The organism is Algoriphagus sp. NBT04N3, from assembly GCF_019443765.1.
GTDB classification, from domain to species: domain Bacteria; phylum Bacteroidota; class Bacteroidia; order Cytophagales; family Cyclobacteriaceae; genus Algoriphagus; species Algoriphagus ornithinivorans.
Genome location: NZ_CP048415.1, coordinates 2515127 through 2533144, shown reverse-complemented (window position 1 = coordinate 2533144; position 18018 = coordinate 2515127). Strand labels below are relative to the sequence as shown.

The window sequence follows — 18018 nt, the reverse complement described above, 5'->3', positions numbered from 1 at the left end:
AGATACCCCTTCAATGAATGGCATTTTACATCAAAAGGCTCATGAAGCGCAACTTATATATCGTCCTGCTCATTGTAATGCTTCTCCCTGGCAAAGGGATGGCAGTGTTTCAGCACTTTTGCGGGGGCGAACTGATCAGCTTCGAGCTTTTTCTAAAACACCACGAACCATGCTGTGACGATCACAGCAACCCTTGTGATGGTTGTGAGGATCAGGAAACCATCTTCTCTCTCGATGATTTCAGGACACCTCATTCTGACATTCCGGTCATTGCTTCTTCACCAGCGGCATTGGCTCAGCCATCTTTTCATTTGCCTTCTACACAATTTTTCGAGTCAAGAAACTACACAACTTCTAAAAAGGCTCCCCCCGGCTGGTCAGGGCGGTATCGCTCTATCCTGTTCCAGTCATTTCTTCTTTAGCTGACATCTGATTATCAGTTAGTTGCCCGGTACAAAACCTTCGGGCAATGTCGGAAATGGTTCTGTGAAAAACGGATATACAGACTATAATTTCCTGAACGAACGCTATTCAAAATGTGAGATAGCTTGAATTTATCACAATTAAATAGTTGATATTCAATAATGTAGATGATTTTAAATTTTAAACTTCAAAATGGAACACCAAGAAAATTACATAAAAGATCAGGCTTGTTGAGCCAATAAATTTGCAGGCGTTTGGCGCTATTTGGATTCGTTCGGTTGGCGGTCTACAACCAAACGCAGGATGCGAAAGGAACAGACTAAATGTCAATTTGACTGATGTGTCAATGTTAGAAAGTATTCATTTAAATAAATAACCATGTTACCAAAAACCATGAAAGCGGCTGTGGTTACAGAGTTTGGCCAACCGCTTAAAATTGAAGAGATGCCTGTAAAGGCCCCAAATGAAAACCAAATCCTGGTGCAGGTAATGGCATCAGGAGTATGCCATACGGATTTGCATGCAGCTGATGGCGACTGGCCTGTCAAGCCCAGGTTGCCGCTCATTCCTGGCCATGAAGGCATTGGCTATGTGGCGGCTGTGGGCTCCAATGTAAAAAATACCAAAGAAGGAGATATCGTGGGTGTTCCCTGGCTCTACAGTGCCTGCGGTCATTGCGAGCATTGCATTACGGGTTGGGAAACACTGTGCGAGTCGCAGGTAAACGGAGGCTACAGCATAGATGGCGGCTTTGCGGAATACGTGTTGGCCGACCCTAACTATGTTGGTCGTTTCAGTGGGACCATAGACTTTGTACAGATGGCACCTATTTTATGTGCAGGCGTAACGGTGTACAAAGGCCTAAAAGAAACCGAAGTACGACCGGGGCAGTGGGTGGCCGTTTCCGGTATAGGTGGCTTAGGTCACGTGGCAGTGCAATACGCCAAAGCCATGGGGCTGCATGTGCTTGCAGTGGATGTGGCAGATGACAAATTGAACTTGGCCAAAAAACTTGGAGCCGATATGGCCGTCAACGGTAAGAATCCCGATGAAGTGATGAATGCCCGAAAAGAAACAGGGGGTGTTCATGGCGTGTTGGTCACGGCTGTGTCACCAGTGGCTTTCCGGCAGGCGCTGGACCTGCTACGCAGAAAAGGAACGCTGGTAATGAATGGACTTCCTCCCGGTAGCTTTGATCTGCCCATTTTTGAAACCGTATTGAATCGCTATACGGTACGGGGCTCCATTGTTGGCACCAGGAAAGACCTGCAGGAAGCTATCGACTTTGCAATGGAAGGAAAGGTAACCACCACGGTAAAATCCGCTCCGCTGGAAGATATCAACCTAATCTTTGATCAAATGAAAAAGGGACAGATAGAAGGCCGTATGGTACTGGATATTGGTCATTAACCCACCTAACAATGAAACGATTCATAAAAATAGAAACATATTTCCTGCTTTTGGCAGTCGTAGCGCTTTCCCTACCGGCAACTGCACAACAGCACTATGAGCTGATGGGCAGTCAATCTTTGAAGGTAGCAGGAACCTCCACCCTACACGATTGGGAGATGGTTTCTGAAAAACCGGAGGGTTCGGCAAGTATTACCCTGAGCGGTGAGCGGATCAAGGAAATAGTGTCCTTGTCGGTAACCATACCGGTAAATACGTTGAAAAGCGGCAAAAGTGGGATGGACGAAAATGCCTATAAGGCGCTGAGAGCGAAGCAACATCCCAACATCCACTTTGAACTGACCAGGGCACAGGTGGATGACCTCACCATCTTTGCCGGTGGCAGGCTCACCATTGCCGGTACTACCAGGCCAGTTGAGTTCAAGGTAGACTATCGGGTTTCTGGAAAAAACATTCGCTTCAAAGGAAGCCTGCCCGTGACTTTCAGTCAGTTCAATATGGATCCGCCAACAGCAGTATTTGGTACCATAAAGACAGGAAATGACCTGAAGATTTCTTTCGAAACCTTTTTTAAACAATCAAACAATTAAAAGTTCAAACAAAATGAAAATGAAAAATAAAATAACTCAATCCTTGCTTGTTGCCATTCTAATATTGGCATCTGGCGTAGTGTATGCCCAGCAACCGGCCTTGCAGTATTTCAGGCCAAACGATAAAAACGGCCTGAATGTATTCGAGCCCTCAAAAGAGGATACAGTTATCTTTGATGGATTAAAAGTGAGGGTTGGTGGCGATTTCGCCATGCAGTTTCAAGGTATTAGGCAAAGCAATACGGCAGGTAACCTGACCAAACTGGGATCAGACTTCAATTTGCCGTCTGCCAACCTCAACCTGGACGTCCAGGTATTGGACGGAGTTCGCATGCATCTTAGGACCTATCTTTCTTCCAGAGCACACAACGAAGCATGGGTTAAGGGCGGATACATGAGAGTGGATAATCTTGACTTTGTTAAACCCGGGTTTCTGGAGGGAGTCATGAAATATACAAGCATCACCATAGGGTTAGATGAGTTCAACTATGGAGACGCACATTTCAGGAGAACGGACAATGCGAGAGGTATTTTCAACCCTTTTGTGGGGAATTATCTTATGGATGCATTCTCCACCGAGGCATTCGGAGAGCTTACAGTTCAAAAGAATGGTTTATTGGCAGTGGTTGGGTTGACAAACGGCAAGCTCAATCAAAATGTAACGGTGAACGACAATACAGACAATAAGCCATCATTTTATGGCAAACTTGGATTTGACAAGCAACTTAATGAAGACTTCAGAGTGCGGTTAACAGGTTCCTGGTATATCAATAATGGTACATCAACTGGAACCTGGTTATATGGTGGTGACAGGGCAGGGACCAGGTATTATAATGTATTGTACACATTACCTGATGCCAATGGAGTTGCTGAAGGAGGTCCAAGAGATGGAAGGTTCAATGCCAGATTCACAAAACTTACCGCCTTACAGATCAATCCATTCATCAAATTCAAGGGACTGGAATTCTTCGGGATATATGAGTTGGCCAATGGCAACAATGAATTTACCCAGCCCCAATCAGATACTGAAGGGGGCTTCACACAGCTTGCCGCTGAACTTCTTTATCGGTTTGGTACAAATGAAAAGTTCTACATAGGTGGAAGGTACAATACAGTAAATGGCAAGATGAGAGAAAGTGCCACTGAAAACCTGGATATCAGCAGACTCAATCTTGGTGGCGGTTGGTTTATTTCCAAAAATGTCCTGACCAAATTGGAATATGTGAAGCAAAGCTATAATGGCGAGGCATGGACTGGCAGATTTGCCGGAGCTGAATTTAGCGGAGTGATTGTGGAAGCTGTTATCAGCTTTTGATTGTCCAATGATCATGGAGTCGGACATGTAGTCCGGCTCCATAGATTTTTAACCAGGTCAATAATGAATTGGTTACAGTACAGTAAGGAGATACTCAGGAAAGTAAGCTTTGACAGCCAACTTCTAAAGAAAGAATTCAAAAAAGCACTAAGGATGCTTAACCGGAAGGATGGCATTTCTCTGAAACGATGGTTTAAAGAGAAATTTGGAAAAACACACGATGCATCAATTGACAGAAAAAATCAATTACCATGATCATTACTAAATCAACGGGATTACAGGAGCCTTTCAATAAAGGAAAGTTAAAACAATCTCTTTTACGGTCAGGGGCAAATGCTGAACAAGCTGATGAAATTGTTGCAAAAGTAACTTCGGCATTCTGGTGGATGGAATGTCTACCCGGAAGATTTATAAGAAAGCGTTTCAACTGCTGAAGAATGTGCCAGGCCCGGTTGCGGCAAGGTATAAGCTCAAACATGCCATTATGGAATTGGGGCCTTCGGGTTTCCCCTTCGAGCAATTTGTAGCTGAGCTTCTCAATTACAGTGGTTATACTACCCGTGTCGGTATCATTGTTCAAGGGCATTGCGTAAAGCACGAGATAGATGTGATTGCCGAAAAAGACGAACATCACTTTATGATTGAATGTAAATTCCACAACCGTCAGGGCTATTCCTCCGATGTTAAAATTCCACTTTACATTCAGTCAAGATTTTTGGATGTGGAAAAACAATGGAAAAAGTTGGATGGTCATGCTGAAAAATTTCATCAAGGCTGGGTGGTAACCAATACCCGTTTTTCAGAAGATGCTACTCAGTTCGGACGATGTATGGGGATGAACCTTATTGGTTGGGATCATCCGAAAAATGGGGGATTGAAAGATTGGGTTGACCGTTCCGGTCTTCACCCAGTAACCTGTCTTACCACACTTACCCAAAAAGAGAAACAACAATTATTAGATAGAAAAATAGTGCTATGTAAAACCATTCACCACAATCACACTGTATTGAAAAGTATAGGCATCGGTTCACCAAGATTAGAAAAGGTAATGGATGAATGTTCAGCATTATGTGAGACTTTTTCGGAAAAAATAATCATTAAAAACAACAGAAATGAGTAACAATACAATCAAAATCCAATTTCTCGGAGCAGCCGGAACAGTAACCGGCTCTAAATATCTTATTACTGCATTCGGAAAGAACATCCTTATTGATTGTGGACTTTTTCAAGGTTTGAAAGAATTACGGCTTTTGAATTGGGAACCATTGAGTTTTCCACCCGCCCAGATTGATGTTGTTTTACTTACCCATGCACACCTTGACCATACAGGCTACCTTCCCCGATTGGTTAAAGAGGGTTTTACCGGAAATATCATTGGCACATCGCCCACATTGCAGGTTGCCGAAATAATTTTAAAAGACAGTGCAAAAATTCAGGAAGAAGATGCTGTCCGGGCAAACAAGCATAAATATTCAAGACATAAACCAGCCCTGCCTTTATATGGTCTTGATGATGTAGAGGCAACATTGCCTTTAATGAAATCAAAGCCATTAAATGAATGGTTTCACATCAATGAAAATATACGTTATCGTTTTCGGTATAACGGTCATATTATTGGCGCAACTTTTATAGAGCTTCAGATAGGCGATAAGTTATTGGTTTTTTCAGGTGATATAGGTAGAGAAATTGACCCCTTGTTATTTCCACCCGAAAAACCTGAACATGCCGATATTCTTTTTATTGAAGCTACTTACGGTAACCGTCTGCACCCAAATCGTCAGGCAATTGATGCGTTACAGGAATTAATCAACCGATGCACCAATAGAAACGGAACCATCATTATCCCAAGTTTTTCTGTTGAGCGCACTCAACTGCTCATGTATCTTTTTTGGCAATTAAAAAAGTCAGGAAGAATGAAAGACATTCCCATTTATATGGATAGTCCCATGGGAAGAAATGTGTTGGAAGTATTTCATAAAAACACTTCATGGCATAAACTTTCAATTGAGGAGTGTTCCGAAATGTGCAGTGAGATTAGAAGAATTAAAACAATGGATGAAACCCATGCGCTTGCTGCCGATAGTTCACCGAAAATAATTATTGCCGGAAGCGGTATGGCGGCAGGCGGCAGGGTGCTTACCTATTTTACAAAGTATCTCAGTGATGAAAATGCTACCATACTGTTGGTTGGTTTTCAGGCGGAAGGCACGAGAGGGAGAGCATTACTGGAAGGAGCAAAAGAAATCAAACTCTACGGTAAATATTTTCAGGTAAAGGCAACGATTGAAAACATCGAGGGCTTATCAGGTCATGCAGACCAAAACGGATTGATTGACTGGATGAGTAAATTAAAATCCATGCCCGAAAAAATATTTATAGTTCATAGTGAGAAAGATGGGGCGGAAGGTTTGCAGAAAAAAGTAAAAGAAATCTATAAATGGGATTGTGCAATTCCATCCCTAAACGAATTAATTAACCTCCAAATAAAAAACACATGAAAACAAAAACATTATCCATGTATGCTTAATGCTGATAACAACATCAGTTTATTCTCAGAAAGACAGCAGTGGCATCTACTTCACTTCAGATGATTTTACAAATCACCGCCTCAGTTATGTAATAAACTGTAAAACACAAAATTTCAGCCGACCTGATTTTTCGGGACAAAATAATTTCCGTAAAGCACAACGATACAGTTTATACTTTTCAAAAAGATAGTGTTTTTGCTGCCAGATATTGTGATAATTCGATTGTTCGTTTTTCAAACAACCAGCAATACCCACTGTTAAACCCTGCGGAAGCTATACTCTTATATAAAGTGGTAAGCGGTTCAGGGATTAAGGGAAGTCCTATTGTTACCAAGTATTATTTCAGCAATGGGGCTAAAGACAGCATTCGGGAACTCACGCTGAATAACATTAAAAAATCATTTCCAGACAATCATAAGTTTCATAATCTTTTGGATATGCAATTCAAAAGCGATGATGAATTGATTGAGTATGACCGGTTTCATAAATGCTATAAAATAAATCAAATCCTTAAATCCTCACTTGAATAATGAAGCACACAAAGAAATCATCACGAATTGGAATGTGATTACAGGATGTCCCTGCACAGGAAAAACAACGGTAGTAAACCTGCTTGCCAAAAGAGGTTACAAAACCACCATTGAACATGCACGGAATTACATTGATACCCAAAATATAAAAGGGCGCACAGTTGAAGAAATACGAGAAAACAAAAAAGAATTTCAATTAGGTGTGCTGAATATGCAGATTGAAGAAGAAGGAACTTTAGATGTAAACGAAATGGTGTTTTTAGACCGTGCCTTGCCCGATGCTATGGCTTATTATCAGTTCTTGGGTTTGGAGTATGACGAGCGACTGGTGGCACAGTGCAATAAGTATTGCTACAAGCATGTATTTATATTAGACCGATTGCCCCTTACAAATGACTACGCACGGTTAGAGGACGAAGCGGAACAAATACGCATACATAATCTCATCATCGCGGTTTACCAGTCTTTTCCCTGCCCTATTGTTCATATTCCAGTATTGCCTCCTAAAGAAAGAGTAGATTTTATCCTCAAACACCTTTAACCTAAACCCAATGAATAAAATTAGCAAACGCAGGTTACAAAATTTAGATGGTCCAAAATGAAAACGAAAGAAGACATAATGGAAAAATCTTCAAATTCTACAGGTCAGGTACACTGGCACAGCTTGCCTGTGGATGAAATTTACAGGAGATTGGATACCTCTCCAGAAGGACTGACAGATAAGTCCGCAGAAGAAAGAAGCTTGAAATACGGATGGAATAAACTACCTGAAAAATCTGGTGTCAATCCGGTAATGAAATTCCTGAAGCACTTTGATAATTTGCTGATTTACATATTGCTGATTGCTGCTGTCATTACAGCCTTAATGGGCAACTGGCTAGTCACAGGAGTCATTTTTGGCGTTGAGCTAATCAATGCTGTGATCGGATATATTCAGGAAAACAAAGCCGAACGTGCTATTCGGGGAATAAGTAATATGTTGCCGGGACACGCAAAAGTAATCCGTTCTAGTCAAACGAAATCTATACTTGCAGAAAGCCTTGTGCCGGGCGACATTGTGCTGCTTAAAGCGGGTGACAAAATTCCGGCAGACATAAGGCTTACAGAAGCAACCAACATGAAGATTGAAGAAGCTGTCTTAATTATGAGTCTCTACCTGTGAATAAAACCACAGAGGTATTTCCCGAAGAATCGCTTCCTGCTGACAGGAAATGTATGGCCTATTCGGGAACGCTGGTTACAAACGGAATAGGTACAGGTATTGTGGTCTGCACTGGGGTTCATACTCAAATCGGGCAGATCAGCAAAATGATGGAGAATGTGCAAACCCTTAGCACCCCTTTAATGAGAAAATTTGACCGCTTCGGTAAAATGCTCGCTATCGCAATTATTTTCCTTTCCGCAATATTTTTTATGTTGGGCTATTTTATTCAGGGTTATGCACTGAATGAACTGTTTCTGATAGTGGTTGGTATAGCTGTTTCACTCATACCGGAAGGATTGCCTGTACTAATGACGATAACCCTGGCAAAAGGCGTACTAAAAATGGCCAAGCAAAATGCCATCATCCGAAAACTTCCTTCAGTGGAGACGCTTGGAGAAGTTACGGTGATATGCTCTGATAAAACAGGTACCCTTACCAAGAATGAAATGACAGTTACCGATGTTTTATTGGCCAATAAACAATACACGGTCACGGGAGTGGGATATTCCCCTGTAGGAGAGATTTTCGACAATGGGAAAAAAGTAGCAATGGGTGAATCTGATGGATTCGATGAACTCCTTCAGGGTGTTGCCCTTTGTAGTAATTCGGAAGCCAACAAATCCGGGGATGAGTGGTCAATAATCGGAGATCCAACTGAATCAGCCCTTTTGTCACTTGCTCTCAAGGGTGGCTACTATGGATTTAAAAACAACAAACGGTTGGATATAATACCGTTTGACTCGTCCCAAAAGTTTATGGCGGTTTTAATTCCGGGTGAGCATTTCAATACCATTTATTTAAAGGGTGCCCTGAAAAGGTTCTGGAAATGTCTGTATTCCACGGCAGTATCGGTCAAAGCGATACCAACTCTCCTGAATGGTGGAAGGAGCAACTTTCATCCTTGGCTTCGGAAGGAAAAAGAATCATAGCAACAGCAAGTAAAAAAGTACCTTTAGATTATAAGAATATTCTATTGAGCGATGTTTTTAATATGGATTTTTTGGGGATAGTGGCTATGATTGACCCTCCTCGACAGGAAGCCATCAAGGCAATTGAACAATGTCATCAGGCAGGGGTAGAAGTCAAAATGATAACCGGAGACCACACCCTTACCGCCAAAGCTATTGGGGAAAGCCTGAACATTGTTAAAGAAGATAATGTAATAAGTGGACCGGAACTTGAAAAACTAAGCGATATAGAATTAGAGGCTGTGGCAAAAAAATACCAGGTATTTGCCCGCACAACGCCTGAACACAAGCTCAGACTTGTAAAGGCACTCCAAAGTAACGGACAAATAGTAGCTATGACGGGTGATGGTGTCAATGATGCCCCCGCACTTAAAAGAGCCGATGTTGGAATTGCTATGGGGATCAAAGGAACAGATGTAACCAAGGATTCCGCAGAAATGATCTTAGCGGATGATAATTTTGCAACTATAGCCAAAGCAGTATTTGAAGGACGTTCCATCTACGACAATCTTAAAAAATCCATCTTGTTTGTCCTGCCAACTAACGGTGCAGAGGGTTTTGTTATGATGGCATCTGTCCTTATAGGAGGACATATGCCCATTACCCCACTCCAAATTTTATGGATTAATTTAGTTACTGCCGTTACACTTGGGTTTGCACTGGCATTTGAACCCGGGGAGCCCAATGTGACAACCCGTCCTCCCCGTAAACCCAATGAACCGATTTTGGACGGATTCCTTATCTGGCGTATAGGGTTTGTTTCAGTTTTATTGGGATCGATCACTCTAATGGTTCACCATTTTTTGATTCAGTTTGGTGCCGATTATGGCCACGCAAGGTCAGCTGCAGTAAACACCCTTGTAGCAGGAGAAGTATTTTATCTCCTTAACTGTCGCTATTTGAGAGAACCAGTGCTGGGTAAAGGTTTCTTCAGTAACCCTAAAGTATTTTATGCAATTAGCTCTGTGGTGCTGATTCAGCTATTCTTTACTTACACTCCATTTATGAACATTTTATTCGATACCACGCCATTGCATACAAGAGAATTAACCTGGATACTGGCGGCAGGTCTTTTGTTTTTCATAATCGTTGAAATTGAAAAGATGATAACAAAAAAGATATTTGACAATGATTCGGAAAAAGGAGGATATTTTAATCCTTTTAAAAAAATTGTTCCTATAAGGAAATCCGAAAACGGAACAATGAAATCTTTGTGGTCTAACCCCTCAAGGAGCAACTTCATGTAAAAAACCTTCAGCCAATACAAATATTTGAGTAAAAATTTCTATCCTTTTCAAATATAATTTGTAATTTTGACCATTGCAACGTTTTAGAAAAATATCGGCCATTATGCTTTCAGCCTTGGTGCTGCTCAGTTCCATGAGCTTCACCTTTGGCATGCATTTCTGTATGGGCCAGCTAGAGAGCATTGCACTTTTTTCTGGGGTTGAGCCCTGCGAAATGGCCACACAGAAATCACCTTGTGCCACGAATAAGCATGATCCGGATTGTGAACACCAGCAAGTAACTAAGAAAGGGTGCTGTGAAGACCAGACTGTTGTAATTGAGGGTCATGAAGATCTTACGCAAGTGACCAAAGTTGCAGTTCCTGGAGTTCGATACGCTTTTTCTTCAACTCCACATCCTTTTCCATCGCCTGCTGCAACATGGACTCAAGTTCATGCTTACTCAAGGAATTCAGGGTATAGACCTGACACCTGGAAAGCAGGGCGGCATTGACTTCAAAGGATGGGTTTTCGGTGGTGGCTCCGATCAGGCGGATGACACCTTTTTCTACAGCCCCCAAGAGCGCGTCCTGCTGGGATTTGTTGAAGCGGTGGATTTCATCGATGAAGAGTACGGCTCCCCTTTGGTACTTGGCTTTATCGATGACTTCCCTGATATCCTTGACTCCTGAACTTATGGCACTCAGGGTGTAGAAAGGAACTTTGATCTCATTGGCAATGATGTTGGCGATGGTAGTTTTACCCACCCCGGGAGGTCCCCAAAAGATCAGGGAAGGCACATTCCCTGACTTGATGGCTTTGTACAAAAATGCCGTTGGGGCCGTCAGGTGTTCCTGTCCTATCAGCTCTTCCAATCGGGAAGGCCGCATACGTTCTGCCAAAGGGGTGCTGTCGATCATTTGTCCTGGAAATTTTGAAGATGCAAATTAGTAATAAGACGGTAATTGGAAAGACTATCCATAAAATTAGAAAACAGCAAGCTACTAATTTGTACAGCTTTTTGTACAATAAGTCAAATTGCTTAAATTTGTAAAAAAGAACAATCATGGAAATCACAACTTACTCAAATTTCAGGCAACATCTCAAAAGCTTTTTGGATAAAGTATTCCATGACAGGTCTCCACTTTTTGTTACAAGGGCCAATGGCGAAGACGTAGTGGTAATGTCCAAGACGGACTATGAGAGCATGCAGGAAACATTTTATTTGTTAAAGAGCCCTAAAAACGCTGAGCGACTTTTGAGAGGAATAGAAGAATTTGAAAAAGGCTTGGGAGAAGAAAAAAATCTTTTTGAATAATAAGTATCTCTTTCACCATGAAAATCATTTTTTTAAGCACCGGATGGGAAGATTATCTTTTTTGGCAACAGCATGACAGAAAAACCCTCAAAAAAATCAATGAGTTGATCAAAGAATCCATAAGAACACCATTTGAGGGGACAGGAAAACCAGAACCCCACAAACATAACCTTTCAGGTTGGTGGTCACGAAGGATCAATCTAGAACACAGGTTGGTTTATAGAGTCGAGCATGACTCAATTTATATCCTTCAATGCCGGTATCACTATTAGGAAGTATGATTTGAAATCTGCATAAACAAAATATAAACACTATGTGAAAGCCTTATGCTACAAGGTTGATTAGATATTCATGGATATTGATTTTGAGACTAATATCCAATATCATGAAATAAATATCAACCAATATCAACTATACATTTTTCGAGGCCTATCCCGAATCGCTAAAGCTCTCGGGATCTGCGCTACGCTCCGATTTCTACTATATCTCCTTTATCCTCTCCCCGAATAACTCTAGCATTTCATCATTGAAATCCAGATGCGTCACAAAACGGACCTGGTCTTTGCCGAACTTCACGGCTTTGATGCCTTTGTCGGCCAGTTTGGAAAGAAAATCTTCCGGACTGATGCCCTGCAATCTCGCAATCACGATATTGGTCATCACTGGAAAAACCTCTGATACGAGGTGATGCTTTTCCAACATTTGACCAATGACCTTCGACCTGGCATGGTCTTCAGTCAGACGATCCACATGATGGTCAAGGGCATAGATAGCAGCTGCAGCTAAGTAACCAGCCTGTCTCATTCCTCCTCCAAAGGACTTCCTGATTTTTCTTGCCCTCTTGATATCGGCTTTTGTCCCTAACAGCACTGATCCAATCGGACAGCCTAAACCTTTGCTCAGACAGATGGAAATGGTGTCAAACTGGACACCCCAGTCTTTGGGGCTTTCACCGGTCACCACCAAGGAGTTGAACAGCCTGGCGCCATCCAAGTGGAGTTTGATCCCATGTTGATCACAAAGGGTTTTGATCGGCTTCACTTCCTCCAAGGTATAAATACTTCCCCCTCCCTTATTCATCGTATTTTCCAGAGATACAAGTGATGTCTCACAGGCATGCACATCATCGGGACTGATATTGTCAGCCACATCCTGGGCAGTAATCTTTCCATACACCCCCTCCAAAAGTTTAACAGATGCATGGGCATTGGCCATGATACCTCCAGCCTCATAGAGGTAAATATGGGAATACTTGTGGCAGATAACTTCCTTTTGCGGGCCGGTATGCAACTTGACCGCTATCTGATTGGTCATGGTGCCAGAGGGGCAGAAAAGCCCGGCCTCCATCCCGAACATTTCCGCCAACTTTTGTTCTAAAGCATTGACGGTTGGGTCTTCTCCAAAGACATCATCGCCCACTTGGGCAGACCACATGGCCTCCAACATGCCCTTGGTAGGCTTGGTCACGGTATCTGAACGTAGATCGATTATCATATTTTTTAAGAGATTAGATGCGAGAAGCGAGATGCTAGACTTTTCCGCAAATGGTAAATATAAAGACTAAAAATCTTAGACATAAGACATAAGATGCAAGATTTGAGATCTGGAGCTTCCCGTCGACCGCCATTCGAAACCACACTTAAACCTGATCTCTCGCTTTCCATCTTCCTTTATCCTTAATTATTTCCGAAATCACACTTTCGAAATCCGGCTTTTCCACGCGCTGCAACCTGGCCCCTCGCTAAAAAGCTTTACTAAAGCTTTTATTTACGCTCGGTCCTCTTTTACCTTGGCTCTTAATGAATCCCTCAACTCCTTAATTGTTCAAAATCTTATGTCATAAGTCTTGTGTCTAGCATCTAAGTTCTTGCTTCTTACCTAAAATACTTCAACTTAGAACTATTCCCGGGAATCAAGTCCGCAATGGCCTCTGCAGCCTCGATTGGCCTGTCAGTTGCCAGGATATCAGCGCCCTTCTCAACAAACTCCGCATAGATTTGGTCCCCACGGGCAATGGCACTGCGGTCCAGGTTGCCCAAAACCCCAAGAATAGTGAAAACACCTTTCTCATGGAGCAATTCATTGAATTCCTTCGGACGCTCGGAAGTGCCGGTAAAGGCAATCCAACGGTCCACTGGGATACCCGACTCCTCAAACCGCTGAAGTTCTTCCTCATTTCTGATAGTCACGGACAACATCAGTTCCGGGTGCAATCTGTGCATTTTCTTTGCTGCCTCTACACTGTAGGTTATCACCGCAGCGTAGGGTTCGGCATTATACTTCTTGATAACATCCACGACCATTTCAAAAGGAACTTCTCTTTTGATATCCACAGTGAATAAGGTTTTTCCTTTTCCCCATGCCAATGCTTCCTCAAAAGTAGGTATGCGGAAATTTGTCTGATGGCCTTCTTTATCCACCAGGAATAATTCCCTGATTTCTTCAAAAGTATGATCAATTACCTTCCCTTTACCTGTTGTGGTTCGGTCCAAGGTATTGTCATGCATCAAAACCAAAACCGAATCTTTGGTCAGCGCTACATCAAATTCGATGATGGAAGGCGTATGTTTTAAAGTGTTTTCAAAAGCCTCTATGGAGTTTTCGGGATAACCCGGATAAGGTCCTCCCCTGTGGGCAGAAACCATCGGAATCCTATCGGAAGTCCAAGCGTAGAAGTCCCTGGCCTCTTCTACCCTGGAAAGCACTATCTTATGCAGATCATTTGAAGCAACAGCTGTTTTTTGACTGTCTGAGGCCTCTTTTTTACAGGAAAAAAGAAGCAACAAGATCAATAGTCCATAAATCTTAGTCTTCATTTTTATCTTTTTTAAACCAAAATCTGGAAGAGCGTTTTTGAAACAATTCTTCCATGTCCTGAATTTCCAAATTTAAGGCTTTGGTTGATATCAATATTTCAATCAATGAAATCCCCAAAGAAACCAATAAGGCCAGCATGCTCCCAATAAAAACATAATTGGCTGCCTCCTGGGCTTCAATGAAAATCAGGTACATACAAACCACACAAAGCAAAAAGCTCAATACCCCACAGAGCTGCATGTACTTGATCAAGCTCAATCGTCTTTTCAGGTTGTGAATTTGCTCAATGATGATGTTTTCTTCAGGGTTTTCCAGGTATTTTTTATGAAGCCCCCGTATCAGATTGGCAATGGCCAAAAACCGGTTAGTAAAAGCCAGCATCATCAAGGTAATGGCCGAAAAAAGCAATGCAGGTGTGGAGAGTTGGAGTTCCATAAATAAGGTCAATGTAAAGCTATGAAATATATACAACTAGCACTAATCTCTACAATTCTGAATTGAATCTAGAAAATTTTTACTAATTAAGAATGGTGAAGAATCACTTTCGAATGATTAGTTTGAGCATGAATTGCCTATTCAGCAGCAACAATTATACAACTTAAAATGTGTAAGACTAAACCTAAGATTGATTTCCGTATTATCAACTTTGTAATGATGTGGGTTGTTATACTTTTGGGAGCCTGCAATCATAAATCAGGTCATACTGCCATCAGCCATACTAAAGAAGGACTCAAAACGATCACTGATATGCGGAATGTTTCGGTGGATGTTCCCATTTCACCTGAACGGATCATTACCGTAAGTGATGGGATGCTAGAATCCGTATTGTGGGCCTTTGGAAAGTTAGATAAAGTAATTGCCCTAGGTTCAAGATGCGTGCAGCATAATTTTTCCTACGATATTCCCGGTAAGAACAAAACTTACAGGTACACAGATGGAATGAATCCTATCCGCGTGCTTTATCCGGAAACTGCACAATTGCCTTTAATAGCCAGTTCTGGATTACCACTGCAGTTAGAGCAGATGGTAGCCTTACAACCAGACCTTGTAGTTCTCAGAGAAGGAAGTTGCACCCTCAACAATTTGGATGACCCTAAAAGCCAACAGGCCTTATCCATGTTGAAGTCAATGGGTATTCCAGTAGTGGTTTTAAAGGGCACCACCTCCTACGACCCGCCAAATTTGGATATGTTGAACCAGGAAATCCTGCTACTAGGGATGTTGTTTGATAAAACAGAAGAAGCGCAGCAATTGGTGACTTATTTAAATGAAACCATTCAATTTATCAAAAACCGAACCTTTGACCTCCAAGAACATGAAAAGCCTAAAGTCCTTATGCTGGGACTATCTCCAGTAGCAAGGGAAGGTGGGAGTGCAGGTGTCACTAGAGGAACTGATACTATTGAAGGATATTTTATAGAAACAGTTATAAATGCCAATAATGCCATTCAGGGTAGAGGTGGAAGGTCATCCTCATTGATGCTTAGCGAAGAGCAGATCTTGGCTCTTGACCCTGATGTTATAATTTTACATACGGCTTCAGGTTATCATCCACCTGAGGAAATCTATGAAGCACCCTACTATTCCCGATTACAAAACCTTCGGGCCGTTAAAGAAAAAAAAGTCATCGCATTACCTTGGACACCTTGCAATTGCTCCAAAAGACTGGAATACCCCATAGAGGTAATGATGATTGCCAAAAGTGCTTATCCGGAAGCTTTTACAGACATTCAAATTCATGAATGGGTTTTAGACTTTTATCAAAAAACTTACCATATAGATCGGGAAATGGCTATCAAGCTAAGAAGCGCTCAATGGTTAGATTGGACAATTGATTATTTTTAAAACCATGCATAAGGTATTTGTTTCCAAAAAACATTACACTAGAAAGAAGCCACTTCTTCTAATTCTGGGGATTTTCGTGATCTTGACAGCCTTGATTTCTCTGAGTATTGGCCCATATGACTTATCAATAAAGGAGGTATTAAATGGGATCTTTCAGACCAAAAGTCTTCCGCTTCCTGCCACGGAAAGAGGGGTTTTGGCAAGGTTAATCATCTGGGAAATTCGAATGCCAAGAATCATATTGGCAGTTTTGGTTGGCAGTGCCTTATCCATTTCCGGAAACATCTTCCAATCTTGTTTTAGGAATCCTTTGGTGGAGCCTTATATCCTTGGAGTGTCCAGTGGTGCGGCTTTCGGGGCTTCGATGGCCATCGTTTTTCCTGCCATGTTTTTTTCTATTCCATTATCCGCCTTTCTTTTTGCCGGATTGACAGTCTTACTGACCTTGTCCCTGGGAGTTGTCAGGGGACAGATTCAAACATTATCCTTAATCTTAGCAGGGGTGGTCATAGGTTCTTTCTTTTCATCCCTAGTTTCTATTTTAAAATATTTATCCAACGATGCCGCTCTAAGAGAAATAGTATTTTGGCTTTTAGGAGGATTCTACCACAGCGGTTGGAATGAAATCTATCTTTTAGCTCCAATAATCATTCCTGTATCCGGACTCGTTTGGTTGTTAGGATGGAAGTTGAATGTGATTTCGATTGGAGATGAAGAAGCCAAGAGCTTAGGTGTGGACCCGAAAAAAAATAAGATTATCCTGATCCTGTGTGCTACAGTTTTAACATCCCTTTCGGTGGCCTACGTAGGCATTATAGCCTGGGTAGGATTGATGGTTCCCCATGCAGCAAGAATGATCATTGGGCCTGATAACCGTTATGTAATTCCATTATCCGCTTTAATTGGAACCTTATTCTTACTTTTTTGTGATACCCTTGCCAGAAATATGGCCACTGGAGAAATCCCGATTGGTATTCTTACTTCAATCTTAGGTGCTCCTTATCTGATTTATTTACTAAGAACGAAAACCGTATAACATGTTGCTGCAAGTAGATCAATTAAGTTTTCAGTATGATACCAAACCTGTTTTTCAGGATGTCAGTTTTGCTTTGAAAGCCGGGGAGCTATGTGCTATTTTGGGTATTAATGGAAGTGGAAAGTCCACACTCTTTAAGTGTATTATGGGCTTTATACATGCAAAAAGGGGGAGCATTTCTTTTGATGGAATCAATGCCAAACGACATAAAATCATCGAAATCGCCAAAAAAGTAGCTTATGTCCCTCAAGATCATCCCATTACTTTCCCTTACTTGGTCAGAGAAATGGTTCTCATGGGAAGAACTTCACGCATCGCTAATTTTTTTAAAATATCAGATGAGCAATACTTCAAAGTAGAAGAGGCATTACAAGCACTTTCTTTAGTGGATTTAGCGGATAAACCCTTTAATCAGCTAAGTGGTGGACAGCGGCAAATGGTTTTAATCGCACGGGCACTGGCCCAGGAGACCAAATTGATGTTATTGGATGAACCCACTTCCTCGTTGGATTTTAAAAATCAATTGCTGATTTGGCGTACATTGTTACAATTGAAGAAGGAGGGAAAATCAGTCCTGGTCTGCACCCATGATCCCAATCATGTACTTTGGTTTTGTGACCGCGTACTCATTTTGGACAATAAGAAGTTGATTGCTGACGGTCCACCAAAAGAAGTGATGACAGAGCAGTTACTACAGCAGGTTTATGGTACCATGTGTACCTTGGAAGCTGTTGCAAACAAAAAGATGGTCCTTCCTCGAATGAGTTAGTTGGGTTGATTTTGTTACACCATAAATTAAATGCCTGAA

At 41.8% G+C, this 18018-nt stretch carries 19 protein-coding genes and 1 pseudogene; 16 read left to right on the top strand and 4 right to left on the bottom strand.

Translation table 11 applies throughout. From position 1 onward, the window contains the following. Positions 1–17: 17 nt before the first annotated feature. The 11 genes from GYM62_RS10995 to GYM62_RS10950 all read left to right on the top strand — a co-directional run bounded on the left by GYM62_RS10995 (position 18) and on the right by GYM62_RS10950 (position 10215). On the top strand, positions 18–422 hold the full coding sequence (locus GYM62_RS10995; protein WP_219956421.1) for a hypothetical protein: 405 nt from the start codon (positions 18–20) through the stop codon (positions 420–422). A 379-nt stretch (positions 423–801) separates the two neighbouring features. Continuing rightward, positions 802–1833 carry an alcohol dehydrogenase AdhP gene (gene adhP, locus GYM62_RS10990; protein ID WP_188462256.1) on the top strand — a complete coding sequence of 344 codons (1032 nt, stop codon included), beginning with the start codon at positions 802–804 and terminating at the stop codon, positions 1831–1833. 11 nt (positions 1834–1844) lie between these two features. Then, positions 1845–2423 (top strand): YceI family protein, encoded by a 579-nt coding sequence (locus GYM62_RS10985; RefSeq protein ID WP_130276915.1) that lies wholly within the window; start codon positions 1845–1847, stop codon positions 2421–2423. 13 nt (positions 2424–2436) lie between these two features. Further along, a complete protein-coding gene (locus tag GYM62_RS10980; RefSeq protein WP_219956420.1) occupies positions 2437–3738 on the top strand; it encodes a hypothetical protein in 1302 nt (433 codons plus the stop codon). A 251-nt stretch (positions 3739–3989) separates the two neighbouring features. Next, positions 3990–4172, top strand: coding sequence for a hypothetical protein (locus GYM62_RS21035; RefSeq protein ID WP_255590346.1), 183 nt, complete (start codon positions 3990–3992; stop codon positions 4170–4172). A gap of 5 nt (positions 4173–4177) precedes the next feature. Further along, a complete protein-coding gene (locus GYM62_RS10975) occupies positions 4178–4858 on the top strand; it encodes a restriction endonuclease (protein ID WP_255590345.1) in 681 nt (226 codons plus the stop codon). After that, positions 4851–6236: an MBL fold metallo-hydrolase RNA specificity domain-containing protein gene (locus tag GYM62_RS10970; protein WP_219956419.1), complete on the top strand. Its 1386-nt coding sequence runs from the start codon at positions 4851–4853 to the stop codon at positions 6234–6236. The genes GYM62_RS10975 and GYM62_RS10970 overlap by 8 nt, the downstream gene beginning before the upstream one ends. A 552-nt stretch (positions 6237–6788) precedes the next feature. Then, a complete protein-coding gene (locus tag GYM62_RS10965; protein ID WP_219956418.1) occupies positions 6789–7337 on the top strand; it encodes an AAA family ATPase in 549 nt (182 codons plus the stop codon). 57 nt (positions 7338–7394) lie between these two features. Next, a complete protein-coding gene (locus tag GYM62_RS10960; protein WP_219956417.1) occupies positions 7395–7958 on the top strand; it encodes a cation-transporting P-type ATPase in 564 nt (187 codons plus the stop codon). After that, positions 7955–8929 carry an HAD-IC family P-type ATPase gene (locus GYM62_RS10955; RefSeq protein ID WP_219956416.1) on the top strand — a complete coding sequence of 325 codons (975 nt, stop codon included), beginning with the start codon at positions 7955–7957 and terminating at the stop codon, positions 8927–8929. Before GYM62_RS10960 ends, GYM62_RS10955 begins: the two co-directional genes overlap by 4 nt. Continuing rightward, a complete protein-coding gene (locus GYM62_RS10950; protein WP_219956415.1) occupies positions 8902–10215 on the top strand; it encodes an HAD-IC family P-type ATPase in 1314 nt (437 codons plus the stop codon). The genes GYM62_RS10955 and GYM62_RS10950 overlap by 28 nt, the downstream gene beginning before the upstream one ends. Positions 10216–10568: 353 nt before the next feature. Here the strand turns inward: GYM62_RS10950 and GYM62_RS10945 are convergent. Beyond that, positions 10569–11114: pseudogene (locus tag GYM62_RS10945) on the bottom strand (AAA family ATPase); the annotation flags it as partial. 146 nt (positions 11115–11260) lie between these two features. Here GYM62_RS10945 and GYM62_RS10940 point away from each other — a divergent pair. Continuing rightward, complete coding sequence (locus tag GYM62_RS10940; protein WP_144606316.1) at positions 11261–11512, top strand: type II toxin-antitoxin system Phd/YefM family antitoxin; 252 nt, start codon at positions 11261–11263, stop codon at positions 11510–11512. A gap of 17 nt (positions 11513–11529) precedes the next feature. Then, positions 11530–11784 carry a Txe/YoeB family addiction module toxin gene (locus tag GYM62_RS10935; RefSeq protein ID WP_106567542.1) on the top strand — a complete coding sequence of 85 codons (255 nt, stop codon included), beginning with the start codon at positions 11530–11532 and terminating at the stop codon, positions 11782–11784. 208 nt (positions 11785–11992) lie between these two features. On the opposite strand, the gene GYM62_RS10930 is transcribed toward GYM62_RS10935, so the two are convergent. The 3 genes from GYM62_RS10930 to GYM62_RS10920 all read right to left on the bottom strand — a co-directional run bounded on the left by GYM62_RS10930 (position 11993) and on the right by GYM62_RS10920 (position 14764). Beyond that, entirely contained in the window at positions 11993–13006 is a 1014-nt protein-coding gene (locus GYM62_RS10930; RefSeq protein ID WP_144606318.1) for a low specificity L-threonine aldolase, read from the bottom strand. Positions 13007–13386: 380 nt separating this feature from the next. After that, positions 13387–14328: a glycerophosphodiester phosphodiesterase family protein gene (locus GYM62_RS10925; RefSeq protein ID WP_144606320.1), complete on the bottom strand. Its 942-nt coding sequence runs from the start codon at positions 14326–14328 to the stop codon at positions 13387–13389. Then, positions 14318–14764: a DUF2721 domain-containing protein gene (locus tag GYM62_RS10920; RefSeq protein WP_144606322.1), complete on the bottom strand. Its 447-nt coding sequence runs from the start codon at positions 14762–14764 to the stop codon at positions 14318–14320. The genes GYM62_RS10925 and GYM62_RS10920 overlap by 11 nt, the downstream gene beginning before the upstream one ends. 168 nt (positions 14765–14932) lie before the next feature. Here GYM62_RS10920 and GYM62_RS10915 point away from each other — a divergent pair, with 168 nt between their 5' ends. Genes GYM62_RS10915 through GYM62_RS10905 form a run of 3 tightly spaced genes read left to right on the top strand, consistent with a single transcriptional unit; the run spans position 14933 to position 17979 of the window. Next, positions 14933–16174 carry an ABC transporter substrate-binding protein gene (locus GYM62_RS10915; RefSeq protein WP_144606324.1) on the top strand — a complete coding sequence of 414 codons (1242 nt, stop codon included), beginning with the start codon at positions 14933–14935 and terminating at the stop codon, positions 16172–16174. A gap of 4 nt (positions 16175–16178) precedes the next feature. Then, complete coding sequence (locus GYM62_RS10910) at positions 16179–17210, top strand: iron ABC transporter permease (protein ID WP_144606326.1); 1032 nt, start codon at positions 16179–16181, stop codon at positions 17208–17210. 1 nt (position 17211) lies between these two features. Then, positions 17212–17979: an ABC transporter ATP-binding protein gene (locus GYM62_RS10905; RefSeq protein WP_144606328.1), complete on the top strand. Its 768-nt coding sequence runs from the start codon at positions 17212–17214 to the stop codon at positions 17977–17979. Positions 17980–18018: the final 39 nt, after the last annotated feature.